We start from the raw sequence: 25,911 nt of genomic DNA on the forward strand, positions 1-25,911 counted from the left end.
GGTGCGCGGGTGAGCGGCACAGCTCAACCTCCTGAACCGATCGTCCGGGCGTACCGCCCCATTCAGCGTCCAATGTGGCGCTGCCCTTCCGATGCACGGAACGTTTTGGCAGCCACGATTGACTGGCACGGGCCCGGCGATCACGATCGCTTCCATCAGCCGTCGTCTCTCGCAGGCGAGGCAGCCAGCTGGATGGAAACGATCAAGATGTCAAAAGTACTTGAAGGTATCCGCGTCCTCGACTTTGGACGTTTTATTGCCGGTCCGTTCTGCGCAGCGTTGCTCGCGGACTACGGTGCCGATGTGATCCGCATCGACCGTGTCGGGGGCAGCGAAGACCGGTTTATCGTGCCGGTCACGGAATCGGGGGAGGGGGCGCTGTTCCTGCAGTGCAACCGCAACAAGCGCTCGGTGACGCTGGACATCGACAGCGAGCAGGGCCGCGAGGTGGTGCGCCGGCTGGTGGCGACGGCCGACGTGGTGGTGGCCAACATGCCACCGAAGACGCTAGCGAATCTGGGGCTGGACTACGCCACGCTCAGCGCGATCAACCCCGGCATCATCCTGACGGCCTCTACCGCCTTCGGTTCGCATGAAAGCGCGGCTCATCGTGTCGGCTTCGACGGCGTCGGGCAGGCGCTGAGCGGCGCGGTCTATATGTCGGGCACGCCCGATAGCCCCACCAAGGCGATGGTCCCGGTAGTCGACTTCTCCACGGCGTTGTCGTGCGCGCTCGGTACGGTGATGGCGCTGTACGAGCGGCGCAGCAGCGGACGCGGGCAATGCGTTGAGGCGTCGCTGCTGCAGACGGCACTGAATCTGTCCAGCGGGGCGCTGATCGAGGAGTCGGCGCTCGCCATCGACCGGCAGGCGATCGGCAACCGCAGCCCGTCCTACGGGCCCTCTGACATCTTCCGGGTCACCGACGGCTGGATCATTGCCCAGGTGATCGGGCAGCCGCTGTTCCGGCGCTGGGCCAACCTGATCGGCGCGCCCGAACTGCTGGATGACCCGCGCTTTCGCGACGACCTGCGACGCGGCGAGCACGGGGAGTTGCTGAGCGGCCTGATGGGCGAATGGTGTGCCACCCGCACACGTGATACCGCATTGCGGGAACTGGAGAAAGCCAAGATCCCGGCGGCGCCGATCTACTCCCCGCGCGAAGCGCTGGACGATGCATCGATCCGGGAGTCTGGCGCCTACATCTGGCTCGACTATCCCGGATTGCCGGGCAAGGCGCTGATCGTGGCGCCGCCGGCGGTCCTGTCGCGCACCCCGCCTGATGTGGCGCGGCGCCCGCCTACTGTCGGCGAGCACACCGTGGAAGTCCTTGCCGAGGTCGGCTATGACCACGCGCAGGTGCAAGCGCTGCGCGACGCCGGTATCGTCTGACTAGCAGCCTCGCGGCGTTGGCTCGCGCACGTCCTTCGGCCGAATATCGTCGAACAGGATCACACACTGTTCGTCCACGACATATTCGGCGGAGCCCTTTTTCGGGGTGAAACCTCCATTGGGCGCCCTAAATCTGCCGAACGTTTTGAAAAAAGCCCCCGCATGGCCGAACTACCCCGTGATGCACGGTCAAGTCCGAGAGTAGTACGGGTGAGGGAGGGCGGCAATTCAGGACTGGGGGGTCTGGAACCAGCACCTGCATGGTGTACTGCGCGCTCCTTTGCGAGATAATCCGGTACGATGCTCAGGAAGGATGTCATGCGCTTTGATCTGGTCGATCTGAAACTGTTCACGCATATTGCGGAGGCCCAGAGCCTGACCGGCGGCGCACAACGCTCGCACCTGTCCTTGGCCGCCGCCAGCACACGCATCAAGAACCTGGAGGAACACGTCGGGGTCAGGCTGCTCAGCCGCAGCAGCCAAGGCGTGAAAGTGACCGGGGCGGGGGAGACGCTGCTCGCCCATGCGCGTCGCGTCCTGCGCCAGCTCGAGCAGTTGAGCGGCGATCTGCAGGAGTACGTGGCAGGCGTGAAAGGCCATGTGCGCGTCTTCGCCAATACGACCGCGATGAGCGAATTCCTGCCGGCCGTGTTGCGCACCTATCTGGTCAACCACCCGGACGTGACCATCGACATGCAGGAACGGCTGAGCCCGGACATCGTGCGTGCCGTGCAGGAAGGGATGGTCGACATCGGCATCGTCGCAGGCAACGTGCGTACCGAAGGGCTCGACGTCATGCCATACCGGCGCGACCGCCTGGTACTTGCCACCGCGCTGAGCCACCCGCTGGTCGAGCGCGATCGCGTGGATTTTATCGACACGCTGGACTACGACTTCATCGGCCTGCCGGAGGCGAGCGCAATCCACAACTTCCTCAAGCGCGCCGCGGTTGACCTGCAGCGCGAGCTGCGCTGGCGCGTCCAGGTCAGCAACTTCGAGACCGCCTGCAGGATGATCGAGGCGAATGTCGGTGTCGGCGTGCTGCCGGAGAGCACTGCCGGCCGCCATGCGACGACCATGGCGCTGCGGATCGTGCAGCTCAACGACGAATGGGCCGAGCGCAAGCTCCAGATCTGCGTGGCGGACCTCGGCGCATTGCCGCTCTTTGCTCGCAAGCTGGTGGACCTGCTTGTCGAGGACGGCCTCGGGCGCCAGGACTGAACGCGCCATGTGGGTGCTTCCGGCCTATTTCCGCTCCGCGAGCATCTGCCGGAGCTGGTGCTTGAGCAGCTTGCCGCTGGCCGTCGCCGGAATCGTGGCCACGCGCAGGATCTTCTCAGGGCGCTTGTAGGGCGACAGGCGATCGATCAGGTAGTCGTGCAGAGCCGACGCGTCGAACTTTTCTCCATCTTTGATTTCGACGAAGGCGATCACTTCCTCGTTGCCGTCCGCGGTGGCCTGCCCGACGACGGCCGACAGGCGCACGGACGGATGCGTGTTGATGACCGATTCGACTTCAATCGGATAGACATTGAAGCCGGAGCGGATGATTAGGTCCTTGGTGCGGCCAACGATGAACAGCGCGCCGTCGCGACCCAGCCGGCCGATATCGCCAGTGTTGAGCCAGCCACCGGGGCGCAAGGCCTCGGCGGTCAGGTCCGGTGCGCGGTAGTAGCCGCGCATGACACCCGGTCCTCTTACCCATAGCTCGCCCGGTTCGCCTTCCGGTACCGGCCTGGCGTCCGGCCCGACCACCTGCAGTTCCGCGCCTTCGACGATCTCGCCCGCCGAGCAATCGGTGCGCGGCCGGTCCATGCGCGTCACGAACAGGGATCCCGCGTACTCGGTCATCCCGTAGCCATGGTGCAGCGGCTGGCCAAACATCACCTCGACCTCCTGCTTGAGCGTCGGATCGAGCGGCCCCCCGCCTGTATAGAGATAGCGCAGCCGCGGCGACGGCGCTATTGGCATGCCAGTCGCCCGCGCGTGAACGAGGATGCGGCTGAACATCATCGGCACGCCCTGCAGCAGCGTGATCTCGCCTTGGCGGATCGCCGCCGTGACATCCGTCGCATTGAAGCGAGCGCACAGGTACAGGCTCGCGCCGGCATGGAACGTCGAGAGCAGTAGCGTTCCCAGTCCAAAGACATGCGACATGGGCATGACCGCGTAGGCGCAGTCGTCGGCCTGCATGCGGCGGGACTCGACCGTGACGCGCGCGAAGTGCAGCAAGCCCCGATGCGTGACCATCGCGCCCTTCGGCTGCCCGGTCGTGCCGGAGGTGTAGATCAGCGCGGCGACGTCACGCGCGAGCGCCTCGGGCTCGCGCCCGCTGGTCTCATCGATGGCGCTGGCCATCAGCGGGCCCAGACCGGCGGGGGCAATTTCCCGTGCCCGATAGCGCACGCCGTGCCGCAGCGCATCAGGTGATGCGGCATGGGTGAACAGCATCAGGCGTGGTTGGCAGTGCGCGCGGATCACCTCGATTTCCCGTTCCGACAGGCGGGCATTAACGACGACCGGCCACGCGCCCAGTTCCGACAGCGCGAACACCAGCGTGATCACCGCCAGGCAGTTCTCGGCCGTGATCAGCACCCGATCGCCGGTGTCGACGCCCTGCGTTTGAAGATAGCGCTGCGCATCCTCGATGCTTGCCCACAGCTGCGAGAAGGTGGCGGTGCGGCCATCCTCGAACACGGCCACATGGTCGGGGGTCTGGGTGGCCCAGCGGCGTGGAATGTCGCTGATCCGTTGTGGTGTGTCTCGGTCCGGTGACATCTCGCGGGAATCCTTGTGCGGGGAAACCGTTTGGCAAGGCGGGACGCCAGCCAAATGGCGCCAGTGTATGTGGGCCGGATGCGCGGTGCAACCGGTAATCGACACAGACGGATTGCCAGGCTGCCGCAAGCGGCCCGGCGGCTTACACCACGCGCCGTGCGCGCAATGCTTCCAGTTGCTGCGGACTAAGCTTCAGGTAGTCGCGCAGCACCTCATCCGTGTGCTGGCCCAGGGCTGGCGGGGCATAGCGCAGCGTTGGCGGTGTCTCCGACAGGCGCAGCGGGCTGGCTGCGGTGACCACCTGATTCACAGACTCCCCGATGGGCGGCTGCGCGCCGGGATAGCGCTCCTGCTCGACGCGCAGGCCCCGATGCTGGACGTGAGGGTCGGCATAGGCCTGGGCGATGTTGTTGATCGGGCCGCAAGGCACGGAACTGGCTTCCAGCAGCGTGATCCATTCCGCCGTCGGTTTGGTGCGCGTGAGCGCCATCATCATCGATATCAGCGCCTTTCGATGGTTGACGCGGCCGGTGTTGGTGGCATAGCGCTCGTCGCGCGCCCAATCTACGCCGGCGGCTTCGCAGAAACGCGCGAATTGCCCATCGTTGCCGATGGCCAGCAGCATATTGCCATCGGCGGTGGGGAAGTCCTGGTAGGGCACCACGCTTGGGTGGATGTTCCCCTGGCGCCGGGGGACGTCGCCGGCATTCAGGAAGCCGGCGCCCTGGTTGGCCAAAACCACCATCGCCACATCCAGCAGGGCGATGTCGATATGCTGGCCCCGGCCGGTGAAGTGGCGCGCTTCGAGCGCGCTCAGGATGGCGGTGGTGGCGTACATGCCGGTGAATAGGTCGATCACCGCGACCCCTACCTTCATGGGGCCGCCGCCGGGTTCGCCGTCGGCCTGGCCGGTGATGCTCATCAGGCCGCTCATGGCCTGGATCAGCAGGTCGTATCCGGGGCGCGACGCGTAGGGGCCGGTGTGGCCAAAGCCCGTGACCGAGCAGTAGATGAGGCGCGGGTTGAGCGCACTCAGGCTGTCATAGTCCAGCCCGTAGCGCTTGAGGCCGCCGGTCTTGAAGTTCTCCACCACCACGTCGCTCCGGCGCGCCAGCTCGCGGATCAGCTCCTGCCCCTCCGGTGCGGACATGTCCACGGTGACCGAGCGCTTGTTGCGGTTGCACGCCGTGAAATAGCAGGCCTGCCGGGTGGGCGCCCCGGCCTCGTCCGCCAGGAACGGAGGGCCCCAGTGACGGGTATCGTCGCCTTCGCCTGGCTTTTCGATCTTGATCACGTCGGCGCCCATGTCCGCAAGGTTCTGGGTGGACCACGGGCCGGCCAGCACGCGCGAGAGATCGAGCACCCGCAGGTGGCTCAGGGCGCCGGTGCGCGGGGAAGAGGAGGGAAGGTCTGCAGTCGGTTTAGCGGGGGATTCTGTCATGGCAGGGCAGGCAGTGGCGCAGGGATGGGCAGCGAGCAGGGCGGTGCAGCCTTCACGCGCCGCGCGCTTCACGAATCATGTTTCGGGCGATGATGACCTGCTGGATCTGCGTCGTGCCCTCGTAGAGGCGGAACAGGCGCACGTCGCGGTAGAAGCGCTCGATGCCGTACTCGGAGATGTAGCCAGAGCCGCCGAGGATCTGTACCGCGCGATCCGCCACGCGGCCCACCATTTCCGTGGCGAACATCTTGCAGCAGGAGGCCTCGGTGGAGACGTTCTTGCCGTCGTCGCGACGGCGCGCGGCGTCGATCACCATGCATTCGGCGGCATAAAGCTCGGCCTGGCTGTCGGCGAGCATGGCCTGGATCAGTTGGAACTCACAGATTGGCTGGCCGAACTGCTGGCGCTCCAGCGCATAATTCAGGGCGTCACGAAGAACGCGCTTTGCCACCCCGACGCTGACCGCGGCGATATGCAACCGGCCTTTGTCAAGCACCTTCATCGCCGTCTTGAAGCCCTGGCCTTCCTTCAGGCCGATCAGGTTGGCGGCGGGCACGCGCACGTTCTCGAATATCACGTCGCAGGTGTGTGCGCCCTTCTGTCCCATTTTCACGTCGCGCTTGCCGAAGCTGATGCCCGGTGTCTTCGCATCGACGATAAACGCCGATACCCCCGCCGACCCCTTGATCTCGGGATTCGTCCGCGCCATCAGCGTGAACATGCCGGCCTGCGGCGCATTGGTGATGAAGCGCTTGGTGCCGTTGACCACGTAGTGGTCGCCATCCCTGGTCGCCGTGGTGCGCAGCGAGCCGGCGTCCGAGCCGGCGTCCGGTTCGGTCAGCGCAAAGGAGGCCAGGGTTTCGCCAGTGGCCAGGCGCGGCAGCCAGGCGGCCTGCTGTTCCGGCGTGCCATCCATGAGAATGCCCTGCGAGCCAATGCCCACGGTCGTGCCCAGCAGCGAGCGGAAGGCCGGCGAAGTCTGGCACAGTTCCATGACCACGCGCACCTCTTCCTCCATAGTCAGTTCCAGGCCGCCGAAGCGCTCGGGAATGGTCATGCCGAACAGGCCCATCTCGCGCATGTCTTGCACGATGTCCTGCGGGATTTCGTCGGTCTCGGCGACAAGCGCCTCAGCGGGTACCAGGCGCTCGCGCACAAAGCGGCGCACGCTGTCGAGCAAGGCTTCCAGGATGTCGTTATCGCGGATCATGTCAGGTTTTCCTAAATATCGGATCGGGGTCGGGGCGGTGTCGGCGAGGGTCTCAGTCCAACGTGACGCCCTTGAGCACGCTGGCCCACTGCGTCCGTTCACGCGCGGCGGTGTTCATGACATCTTGCGTGGTGCCACTCCACTGTTCATAGCCCAGCTCGGCATAGCGCTTCTTGAGCTCGGCGTCCTCCACGGCCTGCCGCACCGCCGTGGCCAGCTTCTGGGTCAGATCGGGCGTCACGCCCTTGGGGGCATAGATGGCGTACCAGCCGCCCGCTTCGTAGTCCTTAAGGCCGGGAATCCCGGATTCGCGGAAGGTGGGCACGCCGGGCAGCGACGGACTGCGCTTGGGAGAGCCTACGGCAATGGGTTTGACCTTGCCACTCTGCACATAGGAGCCGGCGGTGCTGATGATGTCAAACATCATGTCGATCTGGCCGCCGATCGTGTCCGTCATGGCCGGGGCGTTGCCCTTGTAGGGAATGTGGTTCAGCTCGACCTGCGCCTGCCTGGCGAACAGGGCCATGGCCACGTGGTTGGAGCTGCCGACGCCCGAAGAACCGTAGCTGAGCTTGCCAGGGTGTGCCTTGGCGTAAGCAACCAGATCTTGGGTGCCCTTGAAGGGCTCCCTGAGGTTGGCCACCAGCATGTTGTAGTAGCGTGCCACTGGAGCGACCGGCGCGAGATCCCTGGCCGGGTCGTACGGCAGGCTCTTCATGATGTTGGGCGCGACGGTCAGCGCCGCGCTGGCGGCAAACCACAGCGTGGCGCCATCGGGCTTGGCGCGCACTACTTCATAGCCGGCCAGTGTCGCATTGGCGCCGGGCTTGTTGTCGACAATGACATTGGCGTTGAGCGTCTTTCCCAGTGCAAGGGCGAACAGCCGCGCGGCCTGGTCGGCGGGGCCACCAGCGGCGTAGCCGACCACGAGGCGCACCGGCTGGCCGTTGGGCTGTGCCGTGGCGGAGGCGGTGACGAGCGTTGCGCCGCACAGGGCCAGGCTGGCCAGCACGAGGTGACGGCGTGAGGTGGAAATCAAGGTGCTCTCCTACTTAATGCAAATGGCAGGCGCAGCCCCTGCCGCCACACACGGTGCGGGCGGGGCTGTACTGTGCTCAAGAATGATGTCTGGCGGCGCTTAGTAGCGTTCAAAGACCGCGGCGATGCCCTGGCCGCCGCCGATGCACATCGTTTCCAGGCCATAGCGGCCGCCGCGGCGCTGCAGCTCATGCAGTAGCGTGGCCAGGATGCGCACGCCGGTGGCGCCAATCGGATGGCCCAGCGAGATGCCCGAGCCGTTCACGTTGAGCTTGTGCTCGATCGCATCCTGGTCATGCCACTCCCAACCCTTGAGCACGGCCAGTACCTGGCAGGCGAAGGCTTCATTCAACTCCACCAGGTCCATCTGGTCGAGCGTCAGGTTCAGGCGCGCCAGCAGCTTCTTCACCGCGGGCACCGGGCCGATGCCCATATGCGAGGGCTCGCAGCCCGCTGCCGCCCAGCCCACCAGCGTGGCCATGGGGGTGAGACCCAGTTCGGCCAGCTTGTCCTCGGCCACGATCAGGCAGGCGGCCGAAGCGTCGTTCTGCTGGCTGGCGTTGCCAGCAGTGACGGTGCCGTTCGGCATCAACGTGCGCAGCTTGCCCAGGCTTTCACGCGTGGTGTCCGCGCGGAAACCCTCGTCGCGCGCGAACTGCAGCGGATCGCCCTTGCGCTGCGGCACCCGCACGGGGACGACCTCGGCATCGAAGCGGCCGGCCTCCCAGGCCGCCGCCGCGCGTTCGTGGCTGCGGGCGGAGAAGGCATCGGCCTCTTCACGGCTGATGCCGTAGTCGCGTGCCAGGTTCTCGGCCGTCTCGATCATCCCGGAGATCTTGCCGAAGCGCTCGGCCGGCTGGGAGCGTTCACGGCCGCGATCGAGGCGGTCATAGAAGCGCACGTTGCCCGAACGCGATCCCCAACGCATGTCGGTGGTGTAGTACTCGATGTTGCTCATGCTCTCGACGCCGCCAGCGATCACCACGTCGGCGGCGCCGCTTTGCACCATCATCGAGGCCGTGACGATGGCCTGCAGGCCGCCGCCGCAGCGGCGGTCCAGTTGCATGCCAGGCACCTCGACCGGCAGGCCGGCCTGCAGCGCGGCCCAGCGGCCGACGCAGGGCACCTCGCTGCTGGCGTAGGACTGGGCAAAGACCACGTCATCGATACGCGCGGGGTCGATGCCGCTGCGTTCCACCACGGCGCGCACGGCCGTGGCGGCCAGTTCCTCGACGGGCACCGGGCGCAGGCTGCCGCCGAAGGTGCCGACGGGCGTGCGGAGGGGAGTGACGATTGCAGCTCTGCGCATGGAAGTCTCCTTGGAACTCTGTTTGAGGTAAGCAAAAAAATCAGTCGGCCAGCGTTTGCCCGGGCAGGGCAACGAAGACCGCGCCGCACTGGCGCAGTAGGGCGTGGGCCTGGCGCTCCAGGTCCTCGCGGTGTTGGGGGGCGGCAATGTCTAGCATGCGGCGCACGCGCTGCGAGAGCGTCTGCCCCCGCAGGTCCGCCACGCCGTGTTCGGTGACAATCAGGCCCGCGTCCGAGCGAGGGGTGCTCACCGGGCCGGACAATTGCGCAACGATGCGGCTTGCGCCCTTGGCGGTTGCCGGCAGCGCGACGATGGGCAGCCCGCCGCGGCTGCGCGCAGCGCCGCGCAGGAAGTCCACGGCGCCGCCGACGGCACCGACATAGACGCCGGCGGCGACTTCGGCGTTCACCTGGCCGGTGAGGTCGACCTCGATGGCGGAATTGATGGCAGTCAGCTTGTCGATGCTGGCAAGCACTTCGGGGTGATGGGTATAACTGGTCTCGCGCAACTGCAGCTGTGGATTGCGGTGAGCCCAGCGCCGCAGCCGTTCACTGCCCATCAGGATGCCGGCGATGCCTACGCCCGCATCAATGGTCTTGCGCGCGTTGGTCAGCACGCCGGCTTCGGCCAGCGCCGCAATGCCGTCACCGATGGCACCGCTGTGCAGCCCCAGGTCGCGGTGGCCATGCAGCGCCGCCACTACGGCCTCGGGCAGGTTGCCGATGCCCATCTGCAAGGTGGCGCCATCCTCCACCCGGCCGGCAATGTGGCGGGCGATGGCCTGTTCGGCCGGGCCGGGCGCGCCGCGGTCAAGGCAGATTGGCGGGTGCAGCGCTTCGACCTGCAGGTCGATATCGTCCGCGGTGAGCAAGCAGCTGCCATGGGTCCATGGTACCTCGGGGTTCACCTCGGCGATGATGACGCGGGCCCGGTCGAGCGCCGCGGGAATGTACTCATGCACTAGGCCCAGGCTGTGGCGCCCCTGTTCGTCGGCAGGCGATACCTGCACCAGCACCACGTCCGCCCGCAGCGTGCCCTGGCGAATCAGCCCTGGCAGGTGCGAATAGTGGCTGGGCACGATGTCCAGCACGCCGGCCTTGGCCAGTTGCCGGTGCGGGCCGCTGGCGGCATAGCCGAAGAAGTCGAGCACGTCTGCCTGGGCTGGCTGCAATGTGTCCGACTGCCCGATGCCGACAAAGACACTGAGCCGTCCTCCCTGTGCGATCGCGTGGCGGTGTTCTACCAGCGCGCGCGTCAGCGTCAGCGGCTCGGCGGTGGCTTGTCCCCACCAGAGATGGTCTCCGGGGCGGATCAAGGCTTGCAGTCGGGAGGCCAGGGTGTGCATGTCCACGGGGCAACAGTCGGTCGGCAGTCAGTCGGAGGTCAGTCGGAGGTCAGTCGGCAGTCAGGCGGCGCAATATCGATTCAGGTAATTTCGGCCCAGCCGTGGCTGAGCACGACCTTGTCGCGCTCCGGCACCTTTGCGCGCAGCTGATAGTGGGAAGGGTTTTCCGGCATGCGCCAGATTTGGGTGAGCAGGGTTTCGCCGGGAAACACGGGGGCGGCAAAGCGGATGTCCAGCGCGCGCAGCCTGGCCGGGTCGTACTCCGCGCATTGGCGTAGCAGTGCAAGCGCCACCAGGCCGTAGCTTGCCAGCCCGTGCAGGATGGGGCGCTCGAACCCCGCCGCCCTGGCGACCGTCGGGTCGGCGTGCAGGGGGTTGAAGTCGCCCATCAGGCGATACAGCAGCGCGGCCTCGGGGCGGATCGCCTGGGTGTCGGTGAAGTCGGGCGCCCTGTCCTCCGGCGTCGGGCGCAGCGCAGGCAGCGGCGCGTCGCTGGGCTGGCCGTCATCCAGCTGGCTGTAGCCGCCGTCACCGCGAAGGAAGGTCACCTGCTGCACCGTCGCCAGCAGTTCACCCTCGGCCGTTTCCAGGCGTCGCTCGGTGACCATGATGGCGCCTTTGCCTTCTCCCTTGTCGGTCAGGTGGGTGATGCGATTGTGGCCGACGATGTCCGCGCTGGCCGGCAGCGGGCGATGCAGGCGGATGCGCTGCTCGCCGTGCAAGAGCTTGACCCAGTCGATGCCGGTATCCGCCTCGCGCGCCCAGAAGCCCGGGTAGCCTAGCACTACCGCCTGCGTGGGCAGGGCGCGCAATTCGCCGGCAGCCCCTTCGAACACGAAGGGCAAGGCAGCTGCGTTCAGCGGATCGTTGCCCAGCCCGAGGCTGAGCGCATACAGCATGGTGTCGCGCTCGGTGTAGCTCTGGCCAACAGGGGGGAACGAACGTTGCTTGAGGTGGTGGTAGCTGATAGTCATCGACGTCTCCTGATCGCTCAGACCGGATCCCAGCAGAACACGTCCGCGGAGCGGTCCATCGGCACGAAAGCTGCCTTGAGTGCCGGCATGCCGTGCTCAGCGATAAATTCGGGCGTCCAGCCTTCACCGCGTTGCACGGAGCGCAGCGGGCGCGGCTGGCTCATGACAAAGATCTCGTTGTTGCGCACAGTGAAGACCTGCGCGTTCACTTCCCTGGCGGCGTCGGAGAGCAGGTAGACGGCCAACGGCGCAATCTTGTTGGGGGTCATCTGCTGGATCTTGGCCACGCGTGCTTGCTGCTCGGGCGTATCGGTGGGGATGGAGCCCACCATGCGGCTCCATGCGAAGGGGGCGATGCAGTTGGAGCGCACGTTGAACTTCTGCATGTCCAGCGCGATGCTCTTGGACAGTGCCACCAGGCCGAGCTTGGCGGCACTGTAATTGGCCTGTCCCAGGTTGCCGATCAGGCCCGAAGTGGAAGTCATGTGCACGAAGGCGCCGCTTTCCTGCTCCTTGAAGTGGTTGGCGGCGGCGCGGCTCATGTGGTAGCTGCCGTACAGGTGCACCTTGATCACGGCGTCCCACTCGTCCAGGCCCATTTTGTGGAAGAACCGGTCGCGCAGAATGCCGGCGTTGTTCACTACGCCATCGATGCGACCAAAACTGTCCACGGCGCACTGGATGATGCGCGCGGCGCTGGCTGCCTCGGACACGCTGTCGGTGTTGGCCACCGCATGGCCCCCCGCGGCCTTGATTTCCTCCACCACACGTTGGGCGGGGCCGGCATCCTGACCTTCGCCAGTCGTGGAAGTGCCAATATCGTTGACCACCACCTTGGCGCCTTGCGCGGCCATGGCCAGGGCGATGTCCCGACCGATGCCGCCGCCAGCGCCAGTTACCACCACTACCTTGTCCTGCATCATCTCGGCCATGTCCTTGTTCCTATGTCATCGTCAGGAGATGGACTGAAGCATGTCGCCAAAGCGCGTTTCGCGCTATTTGACAATGCCAATGGTGGACTTTGGCGATTGCGAAAGCGGGGCTTCGGCACAGTTGAAGGCGTGCTTTCACAAAGGTAGATTGCTCAACCGGCCGAACGCCGCGACTATGTCAGCCTGACCTGTGGCGGCCGTGCGCCCGAAGTCGGCTATCCCGCTGATCGGAAGGCGGCCAATGGATCCCGCTGCGCCACATTTCCCAACGAACCGAGCGACCGATTTGTGCCGCAAGCGCCGGTGATTTTGAACGCAAGAGAAGCGCCATGATCGAACAGACCCAATCGAACAACTTTCAAGAAATCCGCGATGCCGTCCGCGCGCTCTGCGCGGAGTTTCCCGACGAGTATTTCCGCAAGGTGGATGAGCAACGCGCCTATCCCGAGACCTTCGTCAATGCGCTGACAGACGCGGGGTGGCTCGCGGCCCTGATCCCGCAGGAATACGGCGGCTCCGGCCTGGGCCTGACCGAGGCCTCGGTCATCATGGAGGAGATCAACCGCTGTGGTGGCAATTCTGGTGCCTGCCACGGCCAGATGTACAACATGGGAACGCTGCTGCGGCACGGCTCCACGGCACAGAAGGAAAAGTACCTGCCGAAGATTGCCTCGGGGGAATGGCGCCTGCAGTCCATGGGCGTGACCGAGCCCACCACCGGCACGGATACCACCAAGATCAAGACCTCGGCGGTCAAAAGGGACGGACGCTACGTCGTCAACGGCCAGAAAGTCTGGATCAGCCGCGTCCAGCACAGCGACTTCATGATCCTGCTGGCGCGCACCACGCCCCTGGCCGAGGTGAAGAAGAAGAGCGAAGGGATGTCCATCTTCATGGTGGACCTGCACGAGGCGCAAAAGAAGGGCCTGACCGTGCGGCCCATCCCCAATATGGTCAACCACGAAACCAATGAGCTGTTCTTTGAAGACCTGGAAATCCCGGAGGAGAACCTGATCGGCGAAGAGGGCAAGGGCTTCAAGTACATCCTCGACGGCCTGAACGCCGAGCGCACGCTGATCGCGGCCGAGTGCATCGGCGACGGCTACTGGTTCATGGATCGGGTAACCAAGTACGTCAAGGAGCGCGAGGTCTTCGGCCGCCCCATCGGCCAGAACCAAGGCGTGCAGTTCCCGATTGCCGAGTGCTTTATTGAATTGGAGGCGGCAAACCTCATGCGCTGGAAAGCCTGCGAACTGTACGACGCGCACGAGTCCATGGGTGCCCAGGCCAATATGGCCAAGTACCTGGCGGCCAAGGCAAGCTGGGAGGCTGGCAACGCCTGCCTGCAGTTCCACGGCGGCTTCGGCTTCGCCTGCGAATACGATGTGGAGCGCAAGTTCCGTGAGACGCGGCTCTATCAGGTGGCACCTATCTCCACCAACCTGATCTACTCCTTCGTCGCCGAACACATCCTGGGCCTGCCGCGGTCGTTCTGAGGGACGGTGTCCTGCGGGCCGGGCGCACGTGCCCGGCGCCGCCCCCCAAGCATCTGCCTTCCATCCCCGCAACCGCCAGCCGCCTGCAACGGATCGCCAGGCGAAGCATGCTTCGCGCTGCCTGGAAGAGCCTGGGCTGCGGGTTTGCACCCCGTTTACTTTCAGGACGCAGGGGCGGAGTGTAGCCTTGCAAAGGTTGCATGGGCGTGACCCGCGGCCAGAGTGCCTGCTCGGCCACAACTTGCTCGATCGCGCCGCCAGTGCCGCCATCGCCGAATAGTAGGCAGTAGGCAGTAGGCAGTGCGCATCACTCATATCGCAGCGGCCCGCGGACGTGTTCCGAGTCGGCCTGCCGCTGCACTGAAAAGGCAGTCCATCCGTCTCAGCGACGAGCCCGCCAGTCCCGTGCGCGACTGACCGGATATCGCGCCCCGGATTGCTTCGAGCCAACCGAATCGCCGCTTCGGAAAAGGCCAATTGGCTTGCCGGCTGCACATCGCTACGCTTCCAACACGCATCGCAGCAATGCATGCAGATGCCAGTGCAAACCAATGGAGGCAAGAGTGCAACCGAATTTTCTGAACGAATCGCAGGCCCTGTGGCTGGATACCGTGAACCGTTTCATGGACAACGAGATCACGGTCGAGTACGTACGCAAGTGCGACCAGAACCGTGACTATCCTTACGAGGCCTACGAGAAGATTGCCAGGCAGGGTTGGCTGGGGCTGCTGTTCGCTGAGGAAGAGGGCGGCGCCGGCGGCGACATCTTCGACTACTCTCTGATGGCCGAAGGCCTCGGCAAGTTCGGCTTTGATTTCGCGGCAGCAGTCCTGGTGCCGACCTTCACGGCGATGAACATTTCGAAGTATGGCTCGCCTGCCCAAAAGGATAAGTACATCCAGCCGTTCATCGATGGCAAGATCCGCTTCTCCGTGTCGATCTCCGAGCCGGATGCCGGCTCCGATGCCTCTAACACGAAGACCCGTGCCCGTCGTGCCGAGAACGGAGACTGGATCGTTTCCGGACAGAAGCTGTGGTGCAGCGGCGCGGCGGCCAAGGACACGGTCATCGCCATGCTGGTGCGCACGGATGCCGACAACAAGCACGGCGGACTTTCCATTCTTCTGATCCCGAACACCACGCCGGGCCTGGTGATCAACAAACTGCCGACCCTGTCGCGGCATGCGACCGGCACCACCGAGATCTTCCTGGACGAAGTGCGCGTTCCGGGCGATGCGTTGCTCGGCGAGGAAGGCCAGGGCTGGGAAATCATCACCAAGCACCTGGAACTCGAGCGCTGCTCGGTGGCCGCTGCCTACGTCGGCAATGCGCAGACTGCGGTGTCGACGGCGGTACGGTATGCCCACGAACGTATCCAGTTCGGCAAGCAGTTGTGGGACTTCCAGGTGCTCAAGCACATGCTGGCCGATTGCCAGACCCAGGTGGATGCGGCACGTCTGCTTTGCTACCGCGCCGCCCAGATGGCTGCCGCCGACGTGCCTTGCAGCCGTGAAGTGTCGATGGCTAAGCTGTATGGCTCGGAGACGCTAAAGCACTGCGCGTTGACTGGCATGCAGGTGCTGGGCGGCTACGCCAACCTGCCGGAAGCCGACATGGAGCGCTACCTGCGCGAAAGCGTCCAGTCCACCATCGGCGGCGGCACGTCGCAGATCCAGAAGACCATCATCGCCAAGTCCATGCGGCTGGGCTGAAAGCGCGCCACTTCAAGGAGACATCACAATGACTGACACGACCAAGCGTGCCATCAACAACCGCATCGACCAGACCTTTGACGAACTGCAGGTTGGCCAGGTCTTTCGCTCGGGCGGGCGCACCGTCACCGAAGCGGACGTGGTCAATTACTGCGCGCTGACCGGCAACTGGATCGAGATCCACTCCAACACGCACTACGCCTCCAAGACCCGGTTCGGCCAGCGCCTGGTGCAGGGCTCGCTGACCTACTCGATCGTCACCGGCCTGATCCAGTTTGGCCTGGGCATCCAGGCGAACTACGGCATCGACAATATGCGCTTTCGCAGCCCGGTCTACATCAACGACACCATCTACGCGGTGTGCGAGGTGATCGGCAAGAAAGAGAAGGACGAGAAGTATGGCGTGATCAAGTTCCTGATGAAGGCGGTCAACCAGAACGGTGACCTGCTTCAGCAGGGCGAATGGAGCCTGCTCATGCTGCGCAGCCGCGAAGACCTCGACGCGCTGATCGCAGCGTCGTTGCCAGAAATCAAGGCGGCCTAGGCAATGGCAACGATGTCACCCAAACCAGTCGCGGCCATTATCGGGATGGGCGACGCCTATGCGTCCCGGGCAAACCGCAAGGACCCGCTGCAGCTCGCCGCCGAAGCGACCCGGCGCGCGCTGCGGGACGCGGGGATCGGCAAGGATCAGGTCGACGCCGTGTACACGGGCCGGTCGCCCTGGGCGGACAAGCGTTCGCAGTGGAGCAACATCTTCATCTCGCATATGCAAATGCCGGTGAAGCGCACCAGCGAGATCACCATGCACGGGGCCGGGCTCACGGCGACGCTGGCGGTGGCCTCGGAGATGATCGCGGCCGGCCAGGCGGAGTACGTGCTATGCCTGCAGAGCGATGCGACCGAGCTCTTTGTCGATGCCGTCGCGATGGGCGCCGAGGCCGATGCCGACCCGCAGTTCGAAGTGCCGTACGGCCCGATCATCCCGGCGCTCTACGGCCAGGCGGCGTGCCGCTATCTGCATGAGTTCGGGCTGACCGAAGCCGATCTTGCCGAGGTGGCGGTGGCCAACCAGCGCTGGGGCGTGCATCACCCGCACGCTGCCAAGGCGAGGTTCGGCGAGATCGACCGCGAAACGGTGCTCGCCTCGCCATATGTCGCCACGCCGCTGCGGCGCTGGATGTGCTCCACCTGGGGTGGCGGCACCGGCGGTGCGCTGGTCGTCACCTCGCCGGAGCGCGCCAAGATGGCGCGCAACCCGGTCTATCTGATGGGGTACGGGTCTGCCACGACGCACGAGTACCTGGGCGATCGCATGAACATGCGGTCCTGCAAGTTTCCCGAGCTTGGCCCGATGCCCAACCTGACCCACACGGCGACGGCGGCGGCGGCGAACCAGGCCTATGCCATGTCGGGGCTGTCACCGGCCGACATCGACATGGCGCAGATCTCCGTCAACTTCGCCCATATGGGGCCGATCGTGATGGAGGACCTGGGCTTTGCGAAGAAAGGCGGCGGCGTCGACTTGTACCGCGAAGGACGCACGGGCTGGGACGGGGACCTGCCGACCGACACCAACGGTGGCTGGCTGTCGTTCGGCCAGCCGGGCATCTCCTGCAACATGGACAGCATGGTCGAGGCCGTGCGCCAGTTGCGCGGGGAGCCGCTTGGGCTGGCGCCCGCCCACCGGCCGAAGACGGTCCTGGTGCAGGGTGCCGGGGGCATGCTGGCCGCTGGCAGCGTGCTGCTGCTGTCTTCCGCAACCTGAGTATCCTCGGAGCAAAATATGAGCCAAACGCATGCACACGACGGCTGGCCGCAGCCGTACCGGTTGCTGGACGCGCAACCCTATTGGGAAGGGCTGGCAGCCGGACTGCTGAAGTATCAACGCTGCACGGGATGCGGGCAGGCCGTCTGGCCGGCGCATTCCTTCTGCCCGCACTGCGACGCCGAAGGGCTGGAGTGGCAGGTGTCGGGCGGCACCGGCAGACTCTATTCGTACAGCACCATGATGCGCGGTCCGACGCCGGCCTTTGCGTCGATCGCCCCCTATACGGTCGGGTTTGTCGAGATGGATGAAGGCTATTTCCTCTTCACGCAGATCGAAGGCCCGCCCGAGACGATGCAGGTCGGCAGCCGTGTTCATGCCCGGATGATCGAGCGGGGAGGGCAAAAGCTCCCGGTGTTCTCCAACGCCTGACGCAGCCTACTACATAACAAACAAGACGGAGAGAGACATGACAGCACTACCAGCAGGGGTGGCCAGCCGCCGGCGCTGGCTACGCCTGACCGGCGCCGCCTGCCTTGCCGGCAGCGCGGCGCTGCTGCTACCAAAGCCCGCGGCGGCCGAGCAATGGCCGACCAAGCCGGTGAAGATCGTGATCGCGGTCGCGGCGGGGTCCACCGGCGACATAATGGCGCGCACCCTGGCCCAGCGCCTCGAGGGCGTGTGGAAGCAGCCGGTCATCGTCGAGAACAGGCCCGGAGCGGGCGGTGTCATCGGCACGGAGTACGTCGTGAACGCCACGGATGGCCACACTATCCTGCTGGGCACCCAGAGCTCGATCCTGCCCAAGTTCACCACCAAGAACCTGAAGTTCGATCCGATGGTAGACCTCGTGCCCGTGTACAAGGTCATCAACTACCAGCTCGTGATCGCCGTCAACGCCGAGACCGCGCCGAAGGCGAAGACATTGCGGGACCTGATCGAGCTGAGCAAGGGCAACCCCAACGGGCTGTTCTTCGCCGGCACGGGCCAGACGTCGATCTTCAACCTGACGATGGGCTTGCTCAACAAGTCGCTGGGCATGAAATACACGCCGCTGGACTTCAACAGCATCAGCTCGATGAACCTCGCTGCGATGCGTAATGACGCGCAGTTCCTCGTGAACACGCCGAGCTCGATGAAGACCCAGATGGACGTGGGCAGGCTCAAGCCCCTGGCGGCAATCAGCACGGAGCGCTACGCGAACCTGCCCGACGTTCCTACGTTGTCCGAGGCCGTGGGCTACAAGGGCTACCTGCCGCTGCTCTGGGCCGGTATCTTCGTCCCGAAGGCCACGCCTGCCGCCGTGGTCGACCAGATCGCACGCGACATGCGTACGCTGGGAGAGGACAAGCAGTTGAAGAGTATTGTGGAGTCGCGCCTCACCGGAACCATGGTGGCATCCTCGCCATCCGCTTTCGCGAAGCAATTGGCCGAGGAAGTGGGGGTCTGGAAAAGCCTCCTCAGCGAAATGAACTACAAACCGGAGTAGCCATGACAGGACCGCTTGAGGGCGTACGCATTCTGGACCTTACGTCAAACTTCATGGGGCCATACGCATCGCTGCTACTGGCCGACATGGGCGCCGAAGTGTGCAAGATCGAGTCGCCGGAAGGCGACACCACGCGCAAGGTCGGGCCGAGCCGCACACCGGGCATGGGAGCGATCTTCCTGCACCTGAACCGCAACAAACGCAGCCTGGTGCTGGACCTGAAGAAGCCGGGCGGCATCAGTGCGCTCAAGCGGATGCTGCGCGCGGCGGATGTGCTGCTCTACAGCCTGCGTCCGCAGGCAATGGCCAGGCTGGGTCTGTCGTATGAAGAGGTGCGGGAGCTGAATCCGCGCATCATCTACTGCGGCGCTTTCGGCTTTGGCCAGAATGGGCCGTATGCGGCCCGTCCGGCCTACGACGACCTGATCCAGGCCGCCGTGGGGCTGCCGGTGCTGCAGAGCCGCAAGTCGGGCCCGCCGACCTATGTGGCCACCGCCATCGCCGATCGCGTGGTCGGGATGGCGACCAGCAATGCAGTGGCCATGGCGCTGTACCGGCGCGAACGCACGGGACTGGGCCAGGCCGTCGAGGTGCCAATGTTCGAGACCTTTGCGCACTTTGTGATGGGCGACCACCTGTACGGCCATACCTTCGTGCCGCCGATCGGAGACTGGGGCTACGCACGCATGATGACGCCCGAGCGGCGGCCCTATCGCACGCAGGACGGCTATGTCGGAGCGCAGATCTACACCGACCGCCACTGGCAGCGCTTTTTCGAGATCTGCGGGGATGCCGCCATGGCGGCAGATGCGCGCTTTGCCGATATCCATGGCCGCACGCAGCATATCCAGGATCTCTACGAATTCCTGGGGCGTACGTTTGCGACCAGATCGACGGCCGAGTGGATCAGGCTGCTGTCGGCGGCGGACATTCCTATCATCGAGATGAACACGCCGGAAACGCTGCTGGAAGATCCCCATATGGCCGCGCTGGACTTCTTCGCCGAACAGGACCATCCGTCCGAAGGCCGGATCCGCACCATCGGCATCGCCCAGCAGTGGAGCGAAAGCCCGCCGTCGCTGCGTTACCCTGCACCCCGCCTCGGCGAGCATTCGACACAGCTGCTGGCCGAGTACGGTTTCACCGCCGCAGAGGTGCGGGCCATGTTGGCGTCCGGCGGTGCGAGAGAAGCCGCTCCGGATGGTTCGGAACGCGCGGAAGGGATGGAAGACGAAACTGAAAACAAAGGGGTGACCAGCCATGCATGACTTGCCGCTCGACGGTGTTGTTGTAGTCGAACTGGGTGACAGTGCCTCGGCGCCGTTTGCCGGCCAGGTGATGGCGGCGCTTGGCGCGCAGGTGTGGAAGGTGGAACGCCCGACGGGCGATTCGGCACGCGGCTGGGGTCCGAGCCAATGGAAGGGCAGCGGCGCCGCCTTCCATGCGCTCAACCGGGGCAAGCGCTTTATCCGCCTCGATATCAAGGATGCCGGGGACCTGGCGAGCTTGCACCAGCTGATCGCGGAGCATGCCGATGTGTTCCTGCACAACCTACGGCCCGGGTCGGCAGCGAAGTATGGCCTCGATCCCGACAGCTTGCGGGTGACCAAGCCGGAGCTGGTCTGCTGTGAGGTGGGCGCATTCGGACACGTGGGACCGCTGAACACGGCGCCGGGGTATGACCCGCTGATGCAGGCTTTTGCCGGGATCATGAACGTCACGGGCGAGGAGGGCCAGTCGCCGGTGCGTGCCGGCGTGTCGATCGTCGACTTTGGTACCGGGATGTGGGCCGTGATCGGCATTTTGTCGGCGCTGTACCGGAGGCAAAGGAAGCACGTGGGCGCGAGCGTGAACAGTTCGCTGCTGGAGACCGCGATTGCGTGGATGTCGATCGGCGTTGCCAACTACAACGCGGATGGCGAACCGGGATCGCGGCATGGGTCAGGGGTTGCCTTTATCGTGCCGCATCGTGCCTACCAGACAGCGGACGGCCACCTTGTCGTCAGTTGCGCGAACGATAGCCTTTTCGCCAGGCTCTGCGCGGTGCTGGATCGGCCGGAATGGAGCAGTGACGAGCGCTTCGCCACAAACGCTGCGCGTCTTCGCAATCGTGCGCTTATCGATGGCCTGATCGGCGACCGGCTGGCAGAGCAGCCGCGTGCCTTCTGGGCGGAGCGGTTGGGGGGGGCGGGGTTGCCGTGTGCACCTATCCAGACCACGGAGGAACTGGTCCGGCATGAGCAGACCCATGCGCTCGGCATCATCGGTAAGCCGAGCGATGACGAAATCGGGCTGGTCGGGCTGCCGCTGTCGTTTAACGGCAAGCGGCCGCCGCCGCTGTCGTCGGCGCATGAGGTCGGCCAGGACAACGCGGCGCTTGTAGACTTGCTGTCGGCACGGGGGGAAAAGGCGTGAACCGGATCAGGCTCGCAGCCACGAGACTGCCGGGGACGGGGCCACGGTCGCAAAGCTGACCGGGCCGACTGACAGCGGGCCTGCCGGGCCTTGTTCCACAAAACGTATCGGCGCCTGCGAAGCGCCTTGGTTTGAAGGATGACGATAAATGATGCAGCTCCACAGCGGTTCTGGAGAAGGTGTGCCGGCCACCATACGAGCAGAAACCACCGCAATGCTCGCCGCGCATGTAGCCCGCGTTGCGAATGCGCGCCTGGACGCGGCCGATACGGAAGCGCTCCGCCGGCTTTTCCTGGACAACTTCGTGGTGTCCCTGTGGGGCAGCACCCGTCCCTGGACCGGTCAACTCGCGCAGTGGACGCGTCGCTTCGCCGGTACGGGCGCCAGTCCTGTGCTCGGCGGCGACTGGTCGGCGGACGCTTCCGTTGCCGCGTTGGTGCACGGTACAGCGTCACACAGCTACGAGCTTGACGACACGCACAATGAGACGCTGAGCCATCCCGGCGCCGCCATCATTCCCGCAGCATTGGCTGTGGCTGCCGCCACCGATGCTTCGCAGGCAGACCTGTTCCGAGCCGTGGCCGCGGGCTACGAGGCGATGGCGATGGTCGGCGTAGCCGCAGGTGGCCTGGAAACCGTGCATCGGGGGTTCCATCCTACGGCGATTTTCGGTACCTTCGGCGCCGCAGCGGCGTGCGTGGCCCTGCACGCATACCAGAACGGCATCCCGGCCACACCGGAACAGCTGGTTCGCGCTTGGGGGCATGCCCTGTCGCAGGCAAGCGGGTCGATGCAGTTCTCGGCGGAAGCGTCCGGCGGAGAGGTAAAGCGGGTACACGCGGGGTTCGCTGCGCGCAACGGCGTGCTGGCCGCGGAATTCGCGCGCATGGACGCGATCACGGCACCGTGTCTCGCCATCGAAGGGCGCTACGGGCTCGCAGCGCTATTCGGTGGCCCGCTGCGGGAGGTCGTGCCGTCCGAAAGGCTCCAGATCCATGCCATCAGCCTTAAGCCGTATGCGTGTTGCCGCTTGTTCCATTCCACCATCGATGCGCTGGCGGAGTTGACCGACAACTTTCGCATGCCAACCGCTGAGATTCGCGAGATCGTCATCAGCGGCCCGCAGCTGATCGCGGACCAGCACATGCTGGCGCGACCGACTTCGACGATGGCGGCGCAGTACAGCTGCCCTTATATCGTCGGCGCCACGCTGAGCTACGGGCCGTATCGTTATGACGCATATGGCGAGGCGTTCCTCGATGACCCTGAAATCCGGCGCATCGCGCAGATGGTGCGCTTCGAGCCTAGCGAGGCCCTGATGCAGTACTACCCAACGCGGTTTGCCACTGGCGCCCGCATTCAGTTGCAGGATGGCACCGCACGTTCCAGCGTGGTAGTAGACAGCGTGGGGACGCCTGCCAAGCCGCTGACCATCGAGCAGATCATCGCCAAGGGCGATGGTCTGGCGTCACAAGACGAGGCATCGCCCGTCGGCAAGAGGCTGGCCGGGCTGCTGTGGGACGAAGCCCAGGGCGGCCGTGCACTGGCACAGGCAATGGCGCGTGGGTAGCGCGCAACGGATCAGGCAAGGAGAGCGATCATGATCACCGCGAACCCCGGCGCCTCGGCAGGCGAAATCACCCGTGAAGCACTGCATGTCCGGCGCATCGAGTTCCGCGGCTTCCGGCGTAGCGATGGCTTGTTCGAAGTCGAAGGTCATCTGACGGACCAGAAGCCGCGCGACTTCACACCGCCGAGCGGCCTGCGCGTGGTGCCGGCAAACGAGTTCATCCACGACATCGGGCTGCGCGTCGTGTTCGATCTGGACATGGTCGTGCACGCCGTCAGCACCTTCATCCGTGCGTATCCATACCGGGAGTGCCCGGGCGGCGGCGAGTCGCTGCAGGCGCTGGTGGGGCTGCGCATCGGCCCCGGCTGGAGCGCAGAGGTGCGCAAGCGCCTGCCGCCGGGAGAAACCTGCGCCCACCTCCGGGAGATTCTGATTCCGCTGGCGACCGCCGCCATCCAGGCTGTCAATCCGCTAAGGGCGCAAGTGTTGCTGGACGCCACGGACGCCAGCGGCAAGCCGCTCAAGGTAGATAGCTGCTACGCGTACGGCGCATCGCGCGAACTGGTCTTGCAACATTGGCCGACCTTCCACCAGCCAGCAAAGACCTAACACCGAATGTAGAACTGAGCCTGGAAGAACAGGCCAAAGGTATGGAGGAGAACAAAATCATGGCGCAAAAGCCAACAGGGCCCCTGGTGGGCATCAAGATCGTGGAACTGGGCGGCATCGGCCCGGGGCCATTCTGCTGCATGCTGTTGTCGGACCTGGGTGCTGACATCATCCGCATCGACCGTCTATCGCCCTCTGACGGCGGCGCGCCGATCGAGGCACGCTTCGACCTGCTCAATCGCGGGCGCCGCAGCGCAGCCATGGACCTCAAGACCCCCGAGGCGGTCGCGACCGTGCTACGGCTGGCCGGCCAGGCCGATGCCATCATCGAGGGCTTCCGGCCCGGAGTGGCGGAACGGCTCGGGCTCGGACCGGACGACTGCCACAAGGTCAACCCGCGACTGGTGTACGGCCGCATGACCGGATGGGGACAGGACGGGCCGCTCGCCCACGAGCCGGGGCACGACATCAACTACATCGCGCTGACGGGCGTGCTGCATTCCGTCGGCAAGGCCGGCGAGTCCCCGTCGATCCCGCTCAACCTTGCGGGCGATTTCGGCGGCGGATCCCTGTACCTGGCACTGGGCGTGGTGAGCGCCATTCTTGAGAGCCGCATGTCGGGCCAGGGCCAGGTGGTGGACGCGGCGATGGTGGACGGGTCGGCGTCGCTGATGACCCTCATCTACGGCTTGCGGGCGGCGGGGTACTGGACCGACGAGCGGGGCACGAACCGCCTCGATTCGGGCGCGCCCTGGTACAACGTGTACGAGGCGAAGGACGGCAAGCATGTCGGTATCGGCGCCAATGAGACGCGCTTCTACCGGAACGCCGTGAAGCTGCTCGGGCTCGATGTCGACAAGCTGCCCGGCCAGCATGACCGGGCCGGCTGGCCGGCGATGCGCGAGCAATTCGCTGCCGCCTTCCGGACGCGCACGCGCGACGAGTGGGCAGCGCTCGCGGCCGATGCCGAGGCCTGCATCACGCCCATCCTTTCGCTTGGGGAGGCGCCCGCGAGCCCGCACCTGCAGGCGCGCAAGACCTTTGTCGAGGTCGATGGCGTGGTGCAGCCCGCGCCCGCGCCTCGTTTCACCCGCACGCCGGGGAGCATCCAGCGCGCACCGGCCCGGCCGGGGCAGCACACCGACGAGGTGCTGGGCGACTGGGGGCTGTCCGAGGAGGAACTCGCAGCTCTGCGCGAGGCGGGTGCGATCCGCTGAGAGGAATGAGGGAAGGCCGGGAGCCGGCCTGCATTTGAGTATCGCTTGCATCACTGAGACATCACTGAGGTTGATCACATGCGTCAAATCGGAAACTTGCTGCTGTCAGCAACCATTGTTCTAAGCGGATTGGCCCCTGGCCTTGCCGCAGCACAGGCTTTCAAGGCGCCAGTCAAGATCGTGGTCCCGCAAGCCCCGGGCGGTGGCACCGATATCGTTGCCAGGTTGCTGATTCCCGGCCTGTCCAAAGAACTGGGGCAGACCGTGATCGTGGAGAACCGCCCCGGGGCCAGTGGGCAAATCGGCACGCAACTGGTCCGGAATGCCGCGCCCGACGGGACCACCATCCTGTTCGCAGTCGACCACTCGCTGATCATCGTGCCCCTGACTGTTCCAGGTGCCCGCTATGACGTGACGACCGATTTCGTGCCGCTGGGCCAGGCCGTGCGCACGTTCTGGACCCTGATCATCCCGCCCAACGCTGCCTACAGCGACTTCAAGGGGTACCTGGCGGCCGTCAAGCGAGACCCCATGCTTCGTTCCTACGGCGTTCCTCTGGCGGGCGGTGCAGCCAGCGTCATCGGTAATGCCATCGGCAAGTACGCGGGCGTCGAGATGGTCCAGGTGCCGTACCAGGGGTCGGCGCCGGTATTGCAGAACGTCCTGGCCGGCCAAGTGCCGGCCGGCTTGACCGGCATGCCCGAGGCCATGGCCGCGCATCGGTCTGGCAAGGGGAAAGTGATCGCAATCTCCGGCACCGAGCGCACGCCATTGTTGGCGGACGTTCCGACCTTCGGGGAGCTCGGTATCGATGGTCTCGGCTTCCACACCTTCCTGGGATTCTTCGCTCCCAAGGGATTCCCGCCGGCCCTTGCGCAGGCATTCAATGCCGCGCTGCGCAAGGCGCTTGGCGATTCCGCGGTGCAGGAGAGGATTCGTCAGATGGCCTTGCAGCCTGCGCCGAACACGCTGGAGGAGGCCAATCGCGAAGTCGGTGATATGGCACGTTTCTGGAAGGCTGCGCTAGGTAGCAAACAATAAGAAGAGCAACGAATGACGGCAGGTGTACGAGGATACGGACGTCGATAGGTTCGGTCGGGGGGAGGCTCAATCGAGCTGGATGCGCGCACCGCACACGAGACTGGCCTTTGAGCTCGAATCCGCTCAGGCCTGCCTCGGCGAAGGTCGGCACCGATGGCAACGCCTTGTGGTCCTG

General features: G+C 65.3%; 22 protein-coding genes. 14 read left to right on the top strand and 8 right to left on the bottom strand.

Features of this window, described 5'->3' with window-relative positions; translation table 11 throughout:
* Nucleotides 1-207: 207 nt before the first annotated feature.
* On the top strand, nt 208-1,392 hold the full coding sequence (locus AC1DS6_RS02605; RefSeq protein WP_477101923.1) for a CaiB/BaiF CoA transferase family protein: 1,185 nt from the start codon (nt 208-210) through the stop codon (nt 1,390-1,392).
* Between the two features lie 318 nt (nt 1,393-1,710).
* Nucleotides 1,711-2,613: a LysR family transcriptional regulator gene (locus tag AC1DS6_RS02610; protein WP_477101924.1), complete on the top strand. Its 903-nt coding sequence runs from the start codon at nt 1,711-1,713 to the stop codon at nt 2,611-2,613.
* A 24-nt stretch (nt 2,614-2,637) separates the two neighbouring features.
* Here AC1DS6_RS02610 and AC1DS6_RS02615 read toward each other — a convergent pair whose 3' ends face one another.
* The 8 genes from AC1DS6_RS02615 to AC1DS6_RS02650 form a co-directional block, all read right to left on the bottom strand.
* The gene (locus AC1DS6_RS02615) at nt 2,638-4,170 is read right to left on the bottom strand and encodes a class I adenylate-forming enzyme family protein (protein ID WP_477101925.1); all 1,533 of its coding nucleotides are present in this window, start codon (nt 4,168-4,170) and stop codon (nt 2,638-2,640) included.
* Nucleotides 4,171-4,312: 142 nt separating this feature from the next.
* Nucleotides 4,313-5,611, bottom strand: coding sequence for a CaiB/BaiF CoA transferase family protein (locus tag AC1DS6_RS02620; RefSeq protein ID WP_477101926.1), 1,299 nt, complete (start codon nt 5,609-5,611; stop codon nt 4,313-4,315).
* A 52-nt stretch (nt 5,612-5,663) separates the two neighbouring features.
* On the bottom strand, nt 5,664-6,821 hold the full coding sequence (locus AC1DS6_RS02625; protein ID WP_477101927.1) for an acyl-CoA dehydrogenase family protein: 1,158 nt from the start codon (nt 6,819-6,821) through the stop codon (nt 5,664-5,666).
* Nucleotides 6,822-6,873: 52 nt separating this feature from the next.
* Nucleotides 6,874-7,860 (bottom strand): Bug family tripartite tricarboxylate transporter substrate binding protein, encoded by a 987-nt coding sequence (locus AC1DS6_RS02630; protein WP_477101928.1) that lies wholly within the window; start codon nt 7,858-7,860, stop codon nt 6,874-6,876.
* A 99-nt stretch (nt 7,861-7,959) separates the two neighbouring features.
* Nucleotides 7,960-9,168: an acetyl-CoA C-acetyltransferase gene (locus tag AC1DS6_RS02635; RefSeq protein ID WP_477101929.1), complete on the bottom strand. Its 1,209-nt coding sequence runs from the start codon at nt 9,166-9,168 to the stop codon at nt 7,960-7,962.
* Between the two features lie 40 nt (nt 9,169-9,208).
* Nucleotides 9,209-10,513 carry an acetyl-CoA hydrolase/transferase family protein gene (locus AC1DS6_RS02640; RefSeq protein ID WP_477102053.1) on the bottom strand — a complete coding sequence of 435 codons (1,305 nt, stop codon included), beginning with the start codon at nt 10,511-10,513 and terminating at the stop codon, nt 9,209-9,211.
* An 80-nt stretch (nt 10,514-10,593) separates the two neighbouring features.
* Complete coding sequence (locus AC1DS6_RS02645; RefSeq protein ID WP_477101930.1) at nt 10,594-11,487, bottom strand: MaoC/PaaZ C-terminal domain-containing protein; 894 nt, start codon at nt 11,485-11,487, stop codon at nt 10,594-10,596.
* 17 nt (nt 11,488-11,504) lie between these two features.
* Complete coding sequence (locus AC1DS6_RS02650; RefSeq protein ID WP_477102054.1) at nt 11,505-12,410, bottom strand: SDR family NAD(P)-dependent oxidoreductase; 906 nt, start codon at nt 12,408-12,410, stop codon at nt 11,505-11,507.
* Between the two features lie 338 nt (nt 12,411-12,748).
* Here AC1DS6_RS02650 and AC1DS6_RS02655 point away from each other — a divergent pair, with 338 nt between their 5' ends.
* The 12 genes from AC1DS6_RS02655 to AC1DS6_RS02710 all read left to right on the top strand — a co-directional run bounded on the left by AC1DS6_RS02655 (nt 12,749) and on the right by AC1DS6_RS02710 (nt 25,736).
* Complete coding sequence (locus AC1DS6_RS02655; protein ID WP_477101931.1) at nt 12,749-13,915, top strand: acyl-CoA dehydrogenase family protein; 1,167 nt, start codon at nt 12,749-12,751, stop codon at nt 13,913-13,915.
* A 563-nt stretch (nt 13,916-14,478) separates the two neighbouring features.
* A complete protein-coding gene (locus tag AC1DS6_RS02660; RefSeq protein ID WP_477101932.1) occupies nt 14,479-15,627 on the top strand; it encodes an acyl-CoA dehydrogenase family protein in 1,149 nt (382 codons plus the stop codon).
* A 28-nt stretch (nt 15,628-15,655) separates the two neighbouring features.
* Nucleotides 15,656-16,171 (top strand): MaoC family dehydratase, encoded by a 516-nt coding sequence (locus tag AC1DS6_RS02665; protein ID WP_477101933.1) that lies wholly within the window; start codon nt 15,656-15,658, stop codon nt 16,169-16,171.
* Nucleotides 16,172-16,183: 12 nt separating this feature from the next.
* Complete coding sequence (locus tag AC1DS6_RS02670) at nt 16,184-17,395, top strand: thiolase family protein (RefSeq protein ID WP_477101934.1); 1,212 nt, start codon at nt 16,184-16,186, stop codon at nt 17,393-17,395.
* An 18-nt stretch (nt 17,396-17,413) separates the two neighbouring features.
* On the top strand, nt 17,414-17,827 hold the full coding sequence (locus tag AC1DS6_RS02675) for a Zn-ribbon domain-containing OB-fold protein (RefSeq protein WP_477101935.1): 414 nt from the start codon (nt 17,414-17,416) through the stop codon (nt 17,825-17,827).
* Between the two features lie 37 nt (nt 17,828-17,864).
* Complete coding sequence (locus tag AC1DS6_RS02680; RefSeq protein ID WP_477101936.1) at nt 17,865-18,884, top strand: Bug family tripartite tricarboxylate transporter substrate binding protein; 1,020 nt, start codon at nt 17,865-17,867, stop codon at nt 18,882-18,884.
* 2 nt (nt 18,885-18,886) lie between these two features.
* Nucleotides 18,887-20,152, top strand: coding sequence for a CaiB/BaiF CoA transferase family protein (locus tag AC1DS6_RS02685; protein ID WP_477101937.1), 1,266 nt, complete (start codon nt 18,887-18,889; stop codon nt 20,150-20,152).
* The gene (locus AC1DS6_RS02690; RefSeq protein WP_477101938.1) at nt 20,145-21,299 is read left to right on the top strand and encodes a CaiB/BaiF CoA transferase family protein; all 1,155 of its coding nucleotides are present in this window, start codon (nt 20,145-20,147) and stop codon (nt 21,297-21,299) included. Before AC1DS6_RS02685 ends, AC1DS6_RS02690 begins: the two co-directional genes overlap by 8 nt.
* Before the next feature lie 214 nt (nt 21,300-21,513).
* On the top strand, nt 21,514-22,869 hold the full coding sequence (locus AC1DS6_RS02695; RefSeq protein ID WP_477101939.1) for an MmgE/PrpD family protein: 1,356 nt from the start codon (nt 21,514-21,516) through the stop codon (nt 22,867-22,869).
* A 30-nt stretch (nt 22,870-22,899) separates the two neighbouring features.
* Nucleotides 22,900-23,478 carry a DUF2889 domain-containing protein gene (locus AC1DS6_RS02700; RefSeq protein ID WP_477101940.1) on the top strand — a complete coding sequence of 193 codons (579 nt, stop codon included), beginning with the start codon at nt 22,900-22,902 and terminating at the stop codon, nt 23,476-23,478.
* A 41-nt stretch (nt 23,479-23,519) separates the two neighbouring features.
* Complete coding sequence (locus tag AC1DS6_RS02705) at nt 23,520-24,695, top strand: CaiB/BaiF CoA transferase family protein (RefSeq protein ID WP_477101941.1); 1,176 nt, start codon at nt 23,520-23,522, stop codon at nt 24,693-24,695.
* Between the two features lie 225 nt (nt 24,696-24,920).
* On the top strand, nt 24,921-25,736 hold the full coding sequence (locus tag AC1DS6_RS02710) for a tripartite tricarboxylate transporter substrate-binding protein (protein WP_477101942.1): 816 nt from the start codon (nt 24,921-24,923) through the stop codon (nt 25,734-25,736).
* The last annotated feature ends 175 nt before the right edge of the window (nt 25,737-25,911 follow it).

It is taken from the genome of Cupriavidus sp. 05L310, assembly GCF_056398185.1.